We start from the raw sequence: 15,514 nt of genomic DNA, 5'->3' as shown, positions 1-15,514 counted from the left end.
GGAGCAGTCCTTCGGTTCGGTTCAGGGACGTGACGGGGTCTGGGACGAGTCGGCGCCGGGCTCGGCATCCGGGGCGCACTCGGCAGGCAGGGCGGCCTCCTCGTCCAGGGCGGCGAACGTCGTGCGGGCGATCGAGAGCGCCGAGTTCGCGGCAGGCACCCCGGCGTAGATCGCGGTGTGCAGCATCGCCTCGCTGATCTCGGCGCGGCTGAGCCCGTTGGTGAGCGCGGCGCGCACATGCATCGCGAGCTCGTGCTCGTGGCCCCCGGTGATCAGGCAGGCGAGGGTGAGGAAGCTGCGGGTGCGCCGGTCGAGGCCGGGCCTGGTCCAGATCTCACCCCAGGCGTAGCGGGTGATGAAGTCCTGGAAGTCGGCGGTCTCCGGGGTGATCGCGGCCGTCGCGGCATCCACGTGCGTGTCGCCCAGCACGGCCCGACGCACGGCCAGGCCCGCGGAGTACACCTCTGCCGCCGTGCGCGCGGCGGGTTCCCGGGCGCTGGGTCGCCCGATCGGGTGCTCGGCTGGCGGGGCTGGTGGCGTTTCCATAAGCTGGTCCAGCAGCAGGCCGGCGAGCTCCCGTGGCCGCTCGAGGGAGGGCAGGTGGGCGGCTCCGGCGATCTCGGCATACCGGGCACCGGGAACGGCCGCAGCGAGTTCGGCGACGAGGGCACGCGGCGTGGCGAGGTCGAGTTCCCCGGCCACGCAGAGCATCCGCAGGGGGATGCCGGCGACCGCCTCGCGCGCGTCGAAGCCGGCGAGCGCCTCGCAACAGAGCGCGTACGACTCGTCGTCGATGTCGAGGAGCCGGTTCAGCGCTCCGGCGCCCGCCGCGGGATCGCGCTCGAGGAACCCGGGGGCGAACCAGCGTTCGGCGCTGCCGATCACCATCGACGGCGTTCCGCTCGCCCTGATCCGCGCGGCGCGTTCGTGCCAGCCCTCCGCGGTGCCGATCCGCGCCGCCGAACACACGACGCTCAGGCTCAGAAGGCGTCCCGGGTGGCGGATGCCGAGCTCGAGGCCAACCGCGCCGCCGAGCGAGATCCCGGCGTAGTGGAAGGACTCCGGTGCGGCGTCCGGACCGAGAGCGGCGGCCGTCGCCGAATCGACGAGGGCGATCACCGCGTCGGCGAGTTCGGCGACCGTGAACGGTTCCCGCGCGGCCGGGCTGACCCCGTGTCCGGGCAGGTCGAAGCTGAGCACCCGGAGATTCGGGGCCGACGGCGCGCCCAGCGCATCGACGACCGCGTCCCAGAGCGTCGTCGTCGTGCCGAGCGAGGGTCCGAGGACGAGCAGCGGCGCCCGGCCGGCGGGACCGACCGGACCGGCCGGATCCGCCGGATCGGGGCGCAGCGTGCCGCGAAGGAGAGGCTGGGTCATCGGGAATCCGTCCTTGACTGGTGTGCGGGAACTGACTGCTGTGCGGGAACTGCCTGGCGTTCGGGTGCTTCCGGCTCTGCAGGCGCGTCCGGTTCGAACTGCGCCCGGAACCGGGCGAGCACCCGGTCGATTGCTGCGGAACCCTGGCCGAGGTCGGTGTCCGCGTCGAACGCGGCCCAGGCCTGGGCTCGCAGGGCGTCGGTCACGCCCGCGGTCGAGCCCTCTGCTGCAAGCAACCCTCCCAGAGTCACCCGCAGCGGCCGCCGGGTCTCATGGGACTCCTCCGCGGCGCGCTGCACGAGCGCGAAGGCCCTGGTCCTGCCGAGTGCCTCGGCGAGGAGCGTGGTCACGCGTTCGCTGAAGACGAGCCCGTCAGTGAACTCGAGGTTGACCCGCATCCGCCCGGGGTGGATGTCGAGCCGCCCGGCCAGGTCCGCCGCTCCGGTGACCGCGGACACCGCGAGCCGCTCGAGGTCCCGCAACGTCTGCCACTCGGCGTGCCAGGCGCCGCTCGGGCGCTGGTCCTCTGCCAGCAGGCTGCCGTAGAGCGACCCCAGCAGAGCCGGGGACTGGCGCGCTGCGGCGGTGACGAGCACGGCCGTGACCGGGTTGCGCTTGTGCGGCATCGCGCTGGAGCCGCCCTGCCCTGCGCCGAGCCGCTCGTTCACCTCGGCGATCTCGGTGCGGGACAGCACGGACACGTCGAGTGCGAACGCCCCGGCGACGCCGGTCACCGCGGCGAGCGCGGATCCGAGCTCCACGACCGGCAGGCGGTCCGTGTGCCAGCTGAGCAGCGGCCGGCGCAGCCCGAGCCGGGCGGCGAACCTTTCCGTGACGACGTCGACGGCCGGGGTGCCCGAAGCGGATGCCGTCGGCCCAGAGACCCCGGACCGGGCGTTCGCGATGGCGGTGAGCACCGCGAGGTTCCCGACTGCGCCGCCGAGCTGCGCGGGCAGCGCCGCGCGCACCCGGGCGAGGGCGGTGGCGGCCGTGAGCACGGCGTCCAGCCATCCGGCCGCGACGAAGCCGAAGCTCGTGGGCGACGCCTGCTGGCCCAGGGTACGGCCGGCCATGATCGTGTTCCGGTGCTGCCCCGCGAGCACGGCGAGCGCGGCGGCGAAGTTCCCGAGCCGGTCGGCGAGCTCGCCACAGACCCGGTCGGCGATGAGCATCGCCGACGTGTCGAGGATGTCCTGGCTCGTGGCTCCGACGTGGATGTGATCGGAGGACCCGGCGCGCACGCGTTCCGCTGCGAGGCCGAGGTGCTTCACGAGCGGGATCACGGGGTTGCCGCCGCCGCGCCCCTCCCGGGCGATCGCACCGAGGTCGAGCGCACCGGCGTCGGCGAGAGTGTCGCACACGCCAAGCATCCACTCGGGGGCGAGTGCGGCGTCGACGAGCGCCCGGGTCAGGGCGAGCTCGGTGTCGACCATCGCCTGCAGCCAGGCGGCGTCGCTCGTGAGCGTGGTGGCCTCGCTGCCGTGGGCGAGCGGGGCGAGCAGCCCGGCGTCGAGAACGGGCTCAGGCATCGAAATCCAGGAACACGGTCTCGTTCTCACCCTGAAGGTGGATGTCGAACCGGTACGAGGCCGCGCCCGTCGGCCCGGTTCCTTCCGGAACGCAGACGAGGGTCTGCCGCCGGGCCGCCGGGACCGCGGTGAGCACGGCATCCGCGGCGTTCCGCTCCGCATTCCCGGGGAAGTAGGCCCGGGTGAACAGGTGGTGGATGAGCCCCCTCGCGAACACGGCGACGAGCACGTACGGCGCACCGCCTGCGACCGGTCCGGGCTCGACCGTTGTGAAGGTGTAGTGGCCGCCGAGGTCGACGGCCGCCCTGCCGAAACCGGTGAAGCCGAAACCGTCGCGGGCGAGGGAGCCGCGCTCGTCCGGCAGGGCTCCGGTCTCGTCGGCCTGCCAGATTTCGAGGATGGCGTCGGGCACCGGATCCCCTGCACCATCGAAGACGGTGCCGTGCAGCCGGATCGCCCGCGGGTGGTGGCCGGGCACGAGCTCGGCTCCCCCGTCGTACGGCAACGCGAAACCGTAGAACGGGCCGACGGTCTGCGCGGGGGTCTGCACGTACCGGGCTTCCGGCGCTGCGGACGGTTCAGTCATGGGCTTCTTCGCTTTCCATCCACGTCGACTTCGGACCGGTGAGCACGATGTCCCAACGGTAGCCGAGCGAAAACTCGGGCACGCTCAGGTCGTGGTCGTACACGCCGATCAGCCGGGCGCGCGCCGCGGGATCGGTGATCGACTGGTAGATCGGGTCGAGCGCGAAGAGCGGATCACCCGGGAAGTACATCTGGGTGATCAGTCGCTGGGTGAACGCGGTGCCGAACAGCGAGAAGTGGATGTGCGCCGGGCGCCAGGCGTTCAGGTGATTCCGCCACGGGTACGGGCCCGGTTTGATCGTCGTGAACGAGTACTCGCCGTTGTCGCCGGTGATGACCCGGCCGACGCCGGTGAAGTTCGGGTCGAGCGGGGCCGGGTGCTGGTCGCGCTTGTGCACGTACCGGCCGCCGGCGTTGGCCTGCCACACCTCGACGAGCTGATGCCGCACCGGGCGACCCTCGCCGTCGAGCACCCGCCCGGACACCGTCATCCGCTCGCCGAGCGGCTCGCCGTTGTGTTGGATGGTCAGGTCGCTCTCGAGCGGGCTGACGTCGCTGTGCCCGAAGGCCGGCGAGTGCCGTTCGATCTCCTCCGGGTCCGCCCGCACGAGCTCGTGGGTCGGGTGCCGCAGGATCGAGCTGCGATAAGGCGGGTAGTCGCGACGCGGGTGCAGCTCAGGGGCGTTGCCCTCTGCAACGAGGGCACGGGCATCCGCCTCGATGGCCTGCATCTCTGCGGAGATCTCGTGTTGTGACGTGGTCATTGTCGATGATTCCTCTCGGGAGAATGGGGGCTAGAACGGCAGGCCGGAGTACTGCTCGGCGAGTTCGCGCTGGGCATGGACCGAGCCGGTGACGTAGTCGAGGCGGCCGAGCTGGCTCTGGTAGTCGAACTCCATCGTCTGCAGGTCGGTGCGGTTGCGGTGCAGCAGGTCGGTCATCCACTGCGAGAACTGCTGCACGCGCCACTGGCGACGGAGCGCCGCCTCGCCGTAACCGGAGAGGAGGGCGTCGTCGTCCGCGTAGTGGGCGGCGAGGGCTGCGGCGAGCATCGTGACGTCGGCGATGGCGGAGTTGAGTCCCTTGGCCCCGGTCGGCGGCACGATGTGTCCGGCATCCCCCGCGAGGAAGAGGCTGCCGTACGCGAGGCGGGAGGCCACGAAGCTGCGCATCGGCGTGATCGACTTGTCGGTGATCTCGCCCTCCTGGAGGGTCCAGCCCGGCACGCCGAGGCGAGCGTGCAGGGTCTCCCAGATCCGTTCGTCGGGCCACTGCTCGAGCGAGTCTGCGGTGTCGACCTGCAGGTAGAGCCGGGAGACGTGCGGCGAACGCATCGAGTGCATGGCGAAGCCGTCCTCGTGCAGCGCGTAGATCAGCTCGTCGGTCGACGGCGCCACGTTCGCGAGGATCCCGAGCCAGGCGTACGGGTAGCTCCGGTCGTAGAGCGTGATGGCTTCGCGGGGGATGCTGGCGCGACAGACGCCGTGGAAGCCGTCTGCGCCGACGACGAAGTCCGCCGCGATCGTGTGTGCCTCCCCCGCGTGGGTGAACGTCACCCGGGGTGCGCTCGACTCGAGGTCGTGCACCGCGACATCCGCCGCCTCGTAGTAGATCGTGGATCCGGCACTGGTATGCGCGTTGATCAGGTCTTTCACGACCTCTTGCTGGCCGTAGACCGTGACGCTGCGGCCGATGAGCTCCTGGAAGTCGACGTGGTGGCGCTCGCCCCGGAACTGCAGGTAGATGCCGTCGTGTTCGAGGCCCTCCGTCCGGATGCGCTCGCCGAGCCCCAGCCGGGTGAGGGTCTCGACGGCGCTCTGTTCGAGCACGCCGGCCCGGATCCGGGCGAGCACGTAGTCCTGGGAGCGGTTCTCGACCACGATCGAGTCGATGCCGGCGTCCCGCAGCGCCCAGCTGAGGAGAAGACCGGCGGGACCTGCGCCGATGATGGCGACACGGGTGTTTTCTGGGGACACGGGGTTCTCCTAGCGACGATGACAGGTGATCGCACCATCTTGCGGAATCAACGGCACCCCCGAGGTGGTGGTTTCCACTGAGTGAAAGACCGTCCGGCGGATGCCCAGCCTCGGCTCAGCCCGTGGCGCGGCGGTACCCGAGCGCCCTGCCCACCCCGTGGGCCGCAACGCGCACGGCCTGTTCCTGCTCGGGGCTTGGCCGGGGTGTTGTGCGCGTGACGATCGACACGGCCGCAACCACCTGCCCGGTTCTGTCCCTGATCGGCGCCGCGATCGAACTCGACCCGGCCGTCATCTCCTCGGACATGCGGGCGATGCCCTGGCTGCGGATGCCGGCCAGGCGCCGCCGCAACTCCTCGGGGTCGGTCACCGTCTGCGGCAGGAAACGCGGCAACGGTCCCGCCAGGTACTCCTGGATCACCTCGTTCGACGCGTTGGCCAGCAGGACGAGGCCGACCCCGGTCGCGTGCAGCGGCAGGCGGCCTCCCACGCGGGAGATCACCCGCACGGCCTGGTGGCCGGACAGCTTCTCGAGGTAGAGGGCGTCGCCTCCGTCGAGGATGGCGAGGTGCACGTGCTCATGGGTCGACTCGTACAGGTCTTCCAGATAGGGCAGGGCGATCGTGCGGAGGTTCCGCGCCGTCGGCGTCTGCACGCCGACCTCCCACAACCGCATCCCGAGCGCGTACCGGCCGTCCTCCTGGCGGGCGAGGCCGCCCCAGCTCGTCCACTCTCCGACGAGGCGGTGCACCGTCGTCAGCGGGATCCCGGTGCGCTGCGCGATCGCGGTGAGGGTGAGCGAACTCGCCGGCGGCGCGGTGAACGCGTCGAGGATGGCGAAAAGCCGCGCGGCCACACCGCGGTCATCGACCGGGAACGCCGCAGCGCCCTCGGTTCCCCTCGACTGTGCGGGCTTCCCTGACATCAGCACCACGCTACTCGCCCCCCACACCGGCGGGGAGCATACTGTGGGGCCATGGCGAATTCACGCTCCGGCGACTCCCTGCTGTCCCGGCTCGTAACGATTCTGGACGCCTTCGGTTCGCATCGCTCGTCCATGACGATCTCCACGTTGTCGCGACGGGTCGGCATGCCGCTTGCAACGACCCACCGTCTCGTCCTTCAGCTCCTCGACGAACGACTCCTCGAACGCGACGCGGACGGAGAAGTGCGCCTCGGCATCCGGCTGTGGGAACTCGCCTCCCGGGGGTCCCGCACCACGGACCTGCGCGAAATCGCGCTGCCCTTCATGGAAGACGTGCAGGCCGTCGTGCAGCAGCACACGACCCTGAGCCTGCTCGACAGCGAGAACGTGCTCTACATCGAGCGGCTCACGACCCGCGGGTCAGCGGTGAACATCACCCAGATCGCCGGTCGGCTGCCGATCCACGCGTGTTCGTCCGGCCTCGTGTTGCTGGCGTATTCCCCGCCGGAATTCCAGGACGATGTGCTCGGCCGGGAGCTCGTGCGCTACACGGAACACACCGTCACCGAACCTGCGGCACTGCGTCGGCTGCTGGCCGGGATCAGGCAGCTCGGCCATGCCTCCGTGCCCGGGATCATCGTTCCGGACACGACCGGGATCGCCGTTCCGGTGTTCGAACGGGGCGACCGGGTGATCGCTGCACTGAACGTGATCGTCCCGTTAGGCGAGGAGGACCTGCGCGCGACCGTCCCCGCGCTGAAGACCGCGGCGCACGGCATCTCCCGGGCCCTCGGCGCCGACCGGCCGCGTGGCGGAACAAGCCGGATGCCGCGGGCCGTCTGACCGGGACGCCCCGGGTCACCGGGCCCGGTCCCCCGGAGAGTTTTCCTCCCATTGAATGGGAGGGGCACGATGAGCGAGCCCGACCGTTGACAGTCTTCAGAAACGCAAAATTCTTGTGTCAACGACGACGGGAGTGGGATTCGATGCGAATTCTCCAGGGCAAGCCGCAGGACCGATTCGATGTCGTGGTGGTGGGGTCCGGCGCCGCGGCGCTCGCGGCCGCGGCGACGGCGGCCAACGAAGGCAAGAGCGTTCTGGTCGTCGAGAAGTCGGCCCTGCTCGGCGGCACGTCGGCGGTGTCGGGCGGGATGCTCTGGGTCGCCGCCAACCACCTCGCCCGTGCGGCCGGAATCGACGATTCTCCTGCGGACGCTGCCCGCTATGTCCGGGCCGTCTCCCGGGGCAGAGGCCGGGACGACCTGTTCGATGCCGCCATCACCCGCGGCGACGACATGCTGCGCTACCTCGAACGCGAGCTCGACGTGGCCTTCCTGCTGCTCGACAACTTCCCGGACTACCGGATGGACCTCGACGGCGCCCTCGACGGCGGACGCACGGTCGAACCCGCGCTCTACGACGCCGCCGCCGCGCTCGGCCCGCTGCGGGCGCACGTACGCACCGACGGCCGGGCGCCGTTCACGATGCAGGAGTACGAGAACTGGGGCGCCTTCACGCACTTTCCCTGGGCCGAGCTCGCTGCGCGGGAGACGGCCGGCCTCGTCGCCAAGGGGCAGGCGCTCGTCAGCATGCTGCTCGCCTCCTGCCTCGGGAACGACGTGACCCTCGCCGTCGAGGCCCGCGCCGAACGGCTCGTCGTCGTCGACGGCCGGGTCACGGGCGTCGTCGTCGACGGACGCACCTTCCACGCGAACGACGGCGTCGTGCTCGCCAGCGGCGGCTTCGAATGGGACAAGCGGCTCGCCGACGGGTTGCTCCAGACCCGGCTGCATGTCGTCTGCTCTCCCCCGTCGAACACCGGAGACGGCCTCCGGATGGCCCAGCGCCTCGGTGCGCGGACCGGCGGGACCCGTGAGGCCTGGTGGGCGCCGATGTCGGTCATCCCCGGGGATCTCCGCGACGGCGAGCAGGTCGGCACCCTGCTCCGCTTCGAACGCCAGGGGCCCGGCTCGATCATGGTCAACCAGCACGGGCGCCGTTTCGCGAACGAATCCCAGAATTACAACGACCTCGCCCGCTCGCTGCATTCCTGGGACCCGGCGGCCAATGCCCCACTGAACACCCCGGCCCACGTCGTCTTCGACCACGCCTTCCTCGAGCGTTACGGCGTCCTGAGCCACCGCGCCGGACAACCGACGCCGGCCTGGCTGCTCGAAGGCGCCACCCTGGCCGACCTCGCCGCGCGCATCGGCGTCGACCCTGCCGCGCTCGCGGACACGGTCGGCCGCTTCAACCACAATGCCGAGCTCGGCCAGGACCCCGACTTCGGCAGGGGCGGCAGCCGCTACGACACCTACTGGGGCGACGCGGCGAACGTCTTCCCCAACCCGAGCCTCGCCCCGCTCACCACCGGGCCGTTCTACGCGCTCGCGGTCGTGAACGGCGCCTTCGGCACCAGCGGCGGGGTATCGACGGATGCCGTCGGCCGCGTCCAGGACGTGGACGGCGACCCGATCGCGGGGCTCTTCGCGGCGGGGAACATCGCGGAGAGCGCCTACGGGGCCGGCTACCCCGGCGCCGGCGCGACCCTCGGACCCCTGATGACGATGGGCTACCTGATCGGCCGCACCCTCGCGGGGCAGCCGGCCGGCTACCCCGCCGAGGTCCCCGCGGCGGCGGCGGCGGCCCGGTGATCCGCCACGTCGTGCTGTTCCGGTTCGAGGACAGCTTCACCCCGGGGATCGAACGACGCTGGCGCAGCGGTCTCGACGGCCTCGTCGGCAGCGTTCCCGGGCTCCGGTCGCTCAGCGTCGGGCGGGACCTCGGCGGGGAGGCGCGGTCCTGGGACTGCGCCATCGTCGCCGACTTCGACTCGCTCTCCGACGTCGCCGGCTACGCCACTCATCCGCTGCACACCCCCCTGATCGCCCTGTCCGCGCCGCACAGCCGACAGATCGCCTCCGTCGATTTCGACCTGCCCACCCACCGAAAGGACTCCACGGAATGACCATCACCGACACGGCCGCAACGGCCGCAACAGCCGCGACCCCGCAGGGCCGCGTGCAGGGCAAGATCGTCATCGTCACAGGAGGGAGCGGCGACCTCGGCAGCGCCTGCGTGCGGCTCCTCGCCGGCGAGGGCGCCCTGGTCGTCAGCCTCGATGTCACCGCGCCGTCCGAACCGTGGCACGAGCCGGGAGTCACCTCACTCGAGCTCGACATCACCGACCCGGACCAGGTTGAGCGCGCCATCGCGCGGGTGCTCGCCGACGTCGGGGTCCCCGACGTGCTCGTGAACGCGGCCGGCATCATCGGGAGGGCGGCCCCGTCGCACGAGTCGACCCTCGCCGAGTTCGACCGGATCTTCAACGTGAACGTCAAGGGCACCTGGCTCATGACGAAGTACGTGGTCCCCGCCATGATCGCCGCGTCGCGCGGCAGCATTGTGAACTTCTCGTCGATCCACGGCATCACCGGCGGCAGGAGCGTTCCGCTGTACCACGCCACGAAGGGGGCCGTTCGGCTGCTCAGCAAGGCGGATGCCGCGACCTATGGCGAGTACGGCATCCGGGTGAACTCGATCCACCCCGGCTCGATGAACACCCGGATGAGCCGCACGGCCGCCGAGATGAGCCCGATCGGGCCGGAGGCGTACTACCGCCAGCTGGTCGACGGCAATCCGCTCCGCCGCCAGGGCGAGCCGGAGGAGATCGCATACGGCGTGCTCTACCTGGCCAGCGACGAATCACGCTTCACGACCGGTTCCGAGCTGGTCATCGACGGGGGCTACACCGCCGTCTGAACCAGGCTTCCCTTCCCGAGTCCCACTCGCCCCAACCCGCCCCAACCCAACCAGGCACCTTGTCAAAGGAGACAGCATGTCCAGCACGGTTCCAGCTCCGACCATCCCCCAGCGGATGCCGCGAAAGGCCGCCGCAGCGGCGTTCGTGGGCAGCGCCCTCGAGTACTACGACTTCTTCATCTACGGCGCGGCGGCCGCCCTCGTCTTCAACCACATCTTCTTCTCCGCCGCCGACCCGGCGATCGCGACGATCGCCTCCCTGGCGACATTCGGCGTCGGCTACGTCGCCCGGCCGTTCGGCGGGCTCATCCTCGGCCACTTCGGCGACCGGATCGGCCGGAAGCGAGTGCTGATCCTCACCCTCGTGATCATGGGGGTTGCGAGCCTCGCGATCGGCTTCCTGCCCACCTACGACCAGATCGGGGCATTCGCGCCCGCCCTGCTCGTGCTGTGCCGCCTGGCCCAGGGTTTCTCGGCCGGAGGGGAAGCGGCAGGGGCGAGCACCCTCGCGATCGAGCACGCACCCGAACACCGCCGCGCATTCTTCTCCGGTTTCACGATGACCGGATATGCCGCCGGGATGGTTCTCGCCACCATCGTCTTCATCCCGGTCGCCGCCCTTCCGGAGGACCAGCTGTATGCCTGGGGCTGGCGGGTGCCGTTCCTGCTGAGCGCGGTCGTTCTCGTCGTCGCCTACGTCGTGCGCTCCCGTCTCGACGAGACGCCGGTCTTCGCCGAGGCGAAGTCAGTCGCCGCCGTCGAGAGGTTCCCGGCCGCACAGGTGTTCCGGCACCAGTGGCGCGACGTCGTGCGCGTGCTCGTCTGCTCCCTGTTCGCCGTCACCCAGACCGTCTTCACGGTCTTCGGACTCGCATACGCCACGAGCCCCGCCGTCGGGATCGATCGCGGCACGATGCTCTGGGTCGCGACCGTGTCCATCGCGGGCTCCCTCGTCACCATCCCGCTCTTCTCGGCCCTGTCGGACCGCGTCGGGCGCCGCCCGGTCTGGATCGCCGGGACCCTGGGTTCCGCGGCGACGATCTTCCTCTACTTCTGGGCGATCTCGACCGGGTCGATCCCGCTCATCTTCCTCGGCGGCTTCCTGAACATGACCCTGTTCTATTCGATGGTCAACGGGCTCTGGCCGTCGTTCTTCACCGAGATGTTCGCCGCCCCGGTGCGCTATTCCGGCTTCGCGATCGGCACCCAGCTCGGATTCCTGCTCGCCGGCTTCGCTCCGAGCATCTGTTACGCCCTCCTCGGGAGCGGGATCGACGGCTGGGTGCCGGTCGCCGTCTTCACCGCGGCCACCATGGTGCTCTCGGCGATCGCCGCCGTCACCGCCCGGGAGACCTTCCGGGTGCCGACCGCCCTGCTCGGGGCACACGCCCTGCGCGTCGCGGCACCGGAGACCGCCCCTGCTGCGTCACCGACGACGGTCGGCGCTGGCTAGTGTCGGCGGGGTGACGTACACTCCCAATATCGAACATTTGTTCGATAGGTACGGAGGAGTCACCGAATGCCCCAGATCATCGACACCCGCGTCGACGTCGAGCTCTCGGCCGATGGCGACCCCCTGGCATTCACGTGGGACCGCTTCGAACACACCATCATCGGGCAGCCGCAGGCGGTGTTCACCCGCACCCGCTGGTGGGAGAACGACGGGGTTCCGACCCGCATCGACACCGAGCTGTGGCGGGTCGACGCGGCCCGCGGGGGCGAGGAGCAGCACCGCTACGACCTGCGACGCGACGTCGACGGGTCGTGGGTGCTCGCCCTCGACTGGGGATGAACGGGAACGGCACGGGCGTGCCCGCCGGCGGTTTCCCGCACCTGCACGTCGCGAGCGCATACTCGACGCACTACGGGGTGACGCTCCCCGAGGCCCTTGCCGGACAGGCGAGGGCTCAGGGCTCCTCCTTTCTCGCCCTCACCGATCGCGACGGACTCTATGGGGCGGTCAAGCACCTGCGGGCGTGCGTGGCGGAGGGCATCCGCGCCGGCCTCGGGGCCGACCTCGCGGTGCACGACGACGACCGGCTTCCACTCGGCCGTGTCGTCGTGCTCGCGCACGGCGGCACCAGCGGCCGCGGGTATGCGGCGCTGTGCCGCGCCGTGTCCGCCGCCCACCAGACGGTCGGGGCGGGAGCCGGGTCCGAGCCGAGCATCGGCCGGTCCGAGCTCGCCGAACTGGCCGGGCTCCGGACCCTGACCGTGCTGCTCGGGCCGACCTCAGACGTCGGCGAGGCGATCGAACGCCGCGCGACGAAGGAGGCCGGCGCCCGGTTGACCGCCTGGCAGCGGTCAATGCCCGCCGCGTCGGTGTGCCTCGAAATCGTCTGCCACCTCGCCGAACCCGGCAGCCCGGGCAGCGTCACTCCCGCCACCCGCATGCTCGCCCTCGCCGAACAGAGCGGCCTGCCCGCCGTGCTCACGAACGCCGTGCGTTATGGCGAACCGGAGGACGCGGTCACCGCAGACCTTGCCGACGCCGCACGCACCCTGACCCCGCTCGCCGAGCTCGAGCAGCCGCAGACGAACGGACAGGCCTGGCTCAAACCGGCAGGGGCGATGCGGCAGGTGGCCCGCATGGTCGTGGACGCCGGGCTGCACGACGACGGCGCGCTCGCCCGGTTGTTGCGCGACACCGAACTGCTCGCCGACCGCTGCACGCTCGACCCGCAGGCGGACATCGGCCTCGGCACCCCGCGGATGCCGGAGGCGCGCGTGATCGGCGTCACCGGCGACCCGCTCGCCGAACTCTGGAAACGCGGACGATCCGGCGTTGAGGAACGCTACGCGGCATCCGGTCGACCGGCCGTCGAATCGGCGCACACCCGCCTCGAGTACGAGATGGCCACGGTCGAGCACCTCGGCTTCGCGAGCTATTTCCTCACGGTCTCCCGGGTCGCCGACATCGTCAGGGGCATGGGCGTGCGCATCCAGGCCCGTGGCTCCGGCGTCGGCTCGGTGCTCAACTACGCCCTGCACACTTCCTCGGTCGAACCGATCGCGAACGGCCTGCTCTGGGAACGGTTCCTCTCCCCCGAACGGCAGACCCTGCCGGACATCGACCTCGACGTGGAGTCGGCCCGCCGCCACGATATCTACCGCACCCTCTTCCAGACCTTCGGCAGCGACCGGGTCTCGCTGATGTCGATGACCAACGCCTACCGTGGTCGTGGCGCCGTCAGGGACGCCGGGCTCGCCCTCGGCATGGACCCCGGGCAGGTGTCGGCGATCGCCAAGCAGATGTGGCGGTTCAACGCCCGCGACTTCCGCCGCGCCCTCGAGGAGAAGCCCGAGCTCGAACCGCTCGCCGCCGAGGTACGCGCGTCACAACAGCTCGACCAGCTCGTCGACCTCACGGCACGGCTCGACCGGCTGCCCCGGCATATCTCGGTGCATCCGTGCGGCGTGATCCTCTCGGACGCGAGCCTGCTCGACCGCACCCCGGTGCAGGCCTCGGGCATGGGGCTGCCGATGTCCCAGTTCGACAAGCACGACATGGACCCGATGGGACTGATCAAGCTCGACATCCTCGGCGTACGGATGCAGTCGGCGATGGCACATGCCGTCGAGGAACACCGACGCCTCACGGGCGAGAGCATCGACCTCGACCGGATCCCCCTCGACGACGAGCCGACCTACGAACTCATCCGCTCGACGCGCACCCTCGGCATCTTCCAGCTCGAGTCTCCCGGCCAGATGGAACTCGTCGGCAAGCTGCAGCCCGAGGTCTTCAACGACCTCACCGTGGAGATCTCCCTGTTCCGGCCCGGCCCGATGAAGAACAACATGCCCCTGCTCTACCTGCAGGCCAGGCACGGCGAGGTCATGCCCGACTACATCCATCCGCGGTTCGAGCCGATCCTGCGGGAGACCCGCGGCGTCGTCATCTTCCACGAACAGGTGATGCGGCTCTTCGACGAACTCACCGGCTGCGGCCTGGGCAAGGCGGATGTCTTCCGCAGGCACCTGGGGAAACCGGAGCAGTTGCCCCTCATCGAGGCATACGTGCGGGAGCAGGCCCTGACCCGCGGGTTCCCTCCCACTGTGATCGACCGGATCTGGACGGTACTCGCGGGCTTCGGTAGCTTCGGCTTCGCCAAGGCGCACGGCGCCGCGTTCGCCCTGCCCACCTACCAGTCCGCGTGGCTGAAGACCCATCACCCTGCGGTGTTCCTCGCCGGACTCCTCACCCACGACCCGGGCATGTGGCCGAAGGACCTGCTCGTGGCGGAGGCCCGGGTGCTCGGGGTTCCCGTGCTGCCGCTCGACGTGCAGCACAGCGTCCTCGACTACCGGGTCGAGGACCTTCCCCCAGGCTATGCCGCGCTCGTCCGGACCGAACCGGAGCCGACCGAACCGGAGCCGACCGAACCGGTGCCGAGCGGGCCGGCCGGTCCGCGCCGCGGTATCCGCCTGGCTCTGCCGGAGCTCTCCGGCAGCACCGCCGCCGAGCGGGCCCGGATCGTACGGCACCAGCCGTTCTCCTCGCTGCAGGACTTCCGGGACCGGGTGCGGCCCCGGCGGTCGAGCTTCGAGGCGCTCGCACGGGTCGGCGCCCTCGACAGCTTCATCGGCTACGACCGCGAGCGACGGCACGAGCTGCTCGCGCATATCCAGTCGCTCCGCGGCACGGCCGTCACCGTGCACGACGACCAGCTCGCCTTCGAGGTCGACCTGCCGGTTCCCCGGTACACCGGCGACCGGTTCACCGCCGTCACATCCCTCGAGCTGCGCGGCCGCACCCAGACCGAACTCGAGCTCCGTGACCTGAGCCTCGCCGTCTCCGGGCATCAGCTCGCCCGCTTCTATCCGCTCTTCGCCGAACTCGGCGTCACCCCGGCGTCGGCCCTCGCCGATCTGCCCGGCGGCACCGAGGTGCTCCTCGCGGGAGTGCGCCGGGCGACGAACACCCCGCCGATGCGCGGCGGGCGTCGCGTCGTGTTCGTGAGCCTCGACGACGGCACCGGACCGGTCGCGAACGTCGTGTTCTTCCATGACGCCCAGGAACGCATCGGCGGTCCGGTCTTCCAGACCAGGCACCTGCTCGTCCGCGGCCGCACCCGGCGCTCGGGTGCGAAGGGCGTTTCGGTCACGGGCGACATGCTCTGGGACCTCACCGATGCCGCGCGGCTGGTCAGACAGCGGCACAGCACCGAGCGTGCGGCGGAGAAGGCAGCGGGCGACGAGGCCAGGGCCGAGGCCCTTGCCGCCGAACTCGCCGCTGTCGCTCCAGCCAACGTGCACCGGCTCTGGTCCGTGCGCTCCGCCTGACCCGAACCGGTGCGGGCGGATGCGCGGGTTCCGGACAGGCGGATGCCCCGGTGTCGCAGGTGCGACACCGGGGCATC

At 70.8% G+C, this 15,514-nt stretch carries 13 protein-coding genes; 7 read left to right on the top strand and 6 right to left on the bottom strand.

All coding sequences use genetic code 11. From position 1 onward, the window contains the following. Nucleotides 1-21: 21 nt before the first annotated feature. From pcaDC to E3O44_RS18060, 6 genes are all read right to left on the bottom strand, one after another. Nucleotides 22-1,377 carry a bifunctional 3-oxoadipate enol-lactonase/4-carboxymuconolactone decarboxylase PcaDC gene (gene pcaDC, locus E3O44_RS19915; RefSeq protein WP_134536386.1) on the bottom strand — a complete coding sequence of 452 codons (1,356 nt, stop codon included), beginning with the start codon at nt 1,375-1,377 and terminating at the stop codon, nt 22-24. Further along, nucleotides 1,374-2,906, bottom strand: coding sequence for a lyase family protein (locus tag E3O44_RS18080; RefSeq protein ID WP_134536384.1), 1,533 nt, complete (start codon nt 2,904-2,906; stop codon nt 1,374-1,376). Before E3O44_RS18080 ends, pcaDC begins: the two co-directional genes overlap by 4 nt. Next, complete coding sequence (gene pcaG, locus E3O44_RS18075; protein ID WP_134536382.1) at nt 2,899-3,492, bottom strand: protocatechuate 3,4-dioxygenase subunit alpha; 594 nt, start codon at nt 3,490-3,492, stop codon at nt 2,899-2,901. The genes E3O44_RS18080 and pcaG overlap by 8 nt, the downstream gene beginning before the upstream one ends. Further along, a complete protein-coding gene (pcaH, locus tag E3O44_RS18070) occupies nt 3,485-4,255 on the bottom strand; it encodes a protocatechuate 3,4-dioxygenase subunit beta (RefSeq protein ID WP_134536380.1) in 771 nt (256 codons plus the stop codon). Before pcaH ends, pcaG begins: the two co-directional genes overlap by 8 nt. Before the next feature lie 30 nt (nt 4,256-4,285). Then, entirely contained in the window at nt 4,286-5,467 is a 1,182-nt protein-coding gene (locus E3O44_RS18065) for a 4-hydroxybenzoate 3-monooxygenase (protein WP_134536378.1), read from the bottom strand. Nucleotides 5,468-5,582: 115 nt separating this feature from the next. Beyond that, entirely contained in the window at nt 5,583-6,392 is an 810-nt protein-coding gene (locus E3O44_RS18060) for an IclR family transcriptional regulator (RefSeq protein ID WP_134536376.1), read from the bottom strand. 51 nt (nt 6,393-6,443) lie between these two features. On the opposite strand from E3O44_RS18060, the gene E3O44_RS18055 reads away from it, so the two are divergent. The 7 genes from E3O44_RS18055 to E3O44_RS18025 all read left to right on the top strand — a co-directional run bounded on the left by E3O44_RS18055 (nt 6,444) and on the right by E3O44_RS18025 (nt 15,437). Beyond that, nucleotides 6,444-7,235 carry an IclR family transcriptional regulator gene (locus E3O44_RS18055; RefSeq protein WP_134536374.1) on the top strand — a complete coding sequence of 264 codons (792 nt, stop codon included), beginning with the start codon at nt 6,444-6,446 and terminating at the stop codon, nt 7,233-7,235. 143 nt (nt 7,236-7,378) lie between these two features. Further along, nucleotides 7,379-9,046: an FAD-dependent oxidoreductase gene (locus E3O44_RS18050; protein ID WP_134536372.1), complete on the top strand. Its 1,668-nt coding sequence runs from the start codon at nt 7,379-7,381 to the stop codon at nt 9,044-9,046. Then, nucleotides 9,043-9,360 carry a Dabb family protein gene (locus E3O44_RS18045; protein WP_134536370.1) on the top strand — a complete coding sequence of 106 codons (318 nt, stop codon included), beginning with the start codon at nt 9,043-9,045 and terminating at the stop codon, nt 9,358-9,360. Before E3O44_RS18050 ends, E3O44_RS18045 begins: the two co-directional genes overlap by 4 nt. After that, a complete protein-coding gene (locus E3O44_RS18040) occupies nt 9,357-10,154 on the top strand; it encodes an SDR family NAD(P)-dependent oxidoreductase (RefSeq protein ID WP_134536368.1) in 798 nt (265 codons plus the stop codon). Before E3O44_RS18045 ends, E3O44_RS18040 begins: the two co-directional genes overlap by 4 nt. A gap of 76 nt (nt 10,155-10,230) precedes the next feature. Beyond that, complete coding sequence (locus E3O44_RS18035) at nt 10,231-11,607, top strand: MFS transporter (protein WP_134536366.1); 1,377 nt, start codon at nt 10,231-10,233, stop codon at nt 11,605-11,607. Nucleotides 11,608-11,673: 66 nt separating this feature from the next. Next, nucleotides 11,674-11,946 carry a hypothetical protein gene (locus E3O44_RS18030; RefSeq protein ID WP_134536364.1) on the top strand — a complete coding sequence of 91 codons (273 nt, stop codon included), beginning with the start codon at nt 11,674-11,676 and terminating at the stop codon, nt 11,944-11,946. Beyond that, a complete protein-coding gene (locus E3O44_RS18025; RefSeq protein ID WP_134536362.1) occupies nt 11,943-15,437 on the top strand; it encodes a DNA polymerase III subunit alpha in 3,495 nt (1,164 codons plus the stop codon). The genes E3O44_RS18030 and E3O44_RS18025 overlap by 4 nt, the downstream gene beginning before the upstream one ends. The last annotated feature ends 77 nt before the right edge of the window (nt 15,438-15,514 follow it).

This window comes from Cryobacterium algoricola, from assembly GCF_004402485.1.
GTDB lineage: Bacteria > Actinomycetota > Actinomycetes > Actinomycetales > Microbacteriaceae > Cryobacterium > Cryobacterium algoricola.
The sequence above is the reverse complement of the archived record's forward strand: the minus strand, read 5'-3'. Positions and strand labels throughout refer to the sequence as shown.

Bases quoted from the DNA above. Each gene is read 5' to 3' on its own strand.
- pcaDC (WP_134536386.1), bottom strand. From the start codon at position 1,377: ATGACCCAGCCTCTCCTTCGCGGCACGCTGCGCCCCGATCCGGCGGAT.
- E3O44_RS18080 (WP_134536384.1), bottom strand. From the start codon at position 2,906: ATGCCTGAGCCCGTTCTCGACGCCGGGCTGCTCGCCCCGCTCGCCCAC.
- pcaG (WP_134536382.1), bottom strand. From the start codon at position 3,492: ATGACTGAACCGTCCGCAGCGCCGGAAGCCCGGTACGTGCAGACCCCC.
- pcaH (WP_134536380.1), bottom strand. From the start codon at position 4,255: ATGACCACGTCACAACACGAGATCTCCGCAGAGATGCAGGCCATCGAG.
- E3O44_RS18060 (WP_134536376.1), bottom strand. From the start codon at position 6,392: ATGTCAGGGAAGCCCGCACAGTCGAGGGGAACCGAGGGCGCTGCGGCG.
- E3O44_RS18055 (WP_134536374.1), top strand. From the start codon at position 6,444: ATGGCGAATTCACGCTCCGGCGACTCCCTGCTGTCCCGGCTCGTAACG.
- E3O44_RS18050 (WP_134536372.1), top strand. From the start codon at position 7,379: ATGCGAATTCTCCAGGGCAAGCCGCAGGACCGATTCGATGTCGTGGTG.
- E3O44_RS18040 (WP_134536368.1), top strand. From the start codon at position 9,357: ATGACCATCACCGACACGGCCGCAACGGCCGCAACAGCCGCGACCCCG.
- E3O44_RS18035 (WP_134536366.1), top strand. From the start codon at position 10,231: ATGTCCAGCACGGTTCCAGCTCCGACCATCCCCCAGCGGATGCCGCGA.
- E3O44_RS18030 (WP_134536364.1), top strand. From the start codon at position 11,674: ATGCCCCAGATCATCGACACCCGCGTCGACGTCGAGCTCTCGGCCGAT.
- E3O44_RS18025 (WP_134536362.1), top strand. From the start codon at position 11,943: ATGAACGGGAACGGCACGGGCGTGCCCGCCGGCGGTTTCCCGCACCTG.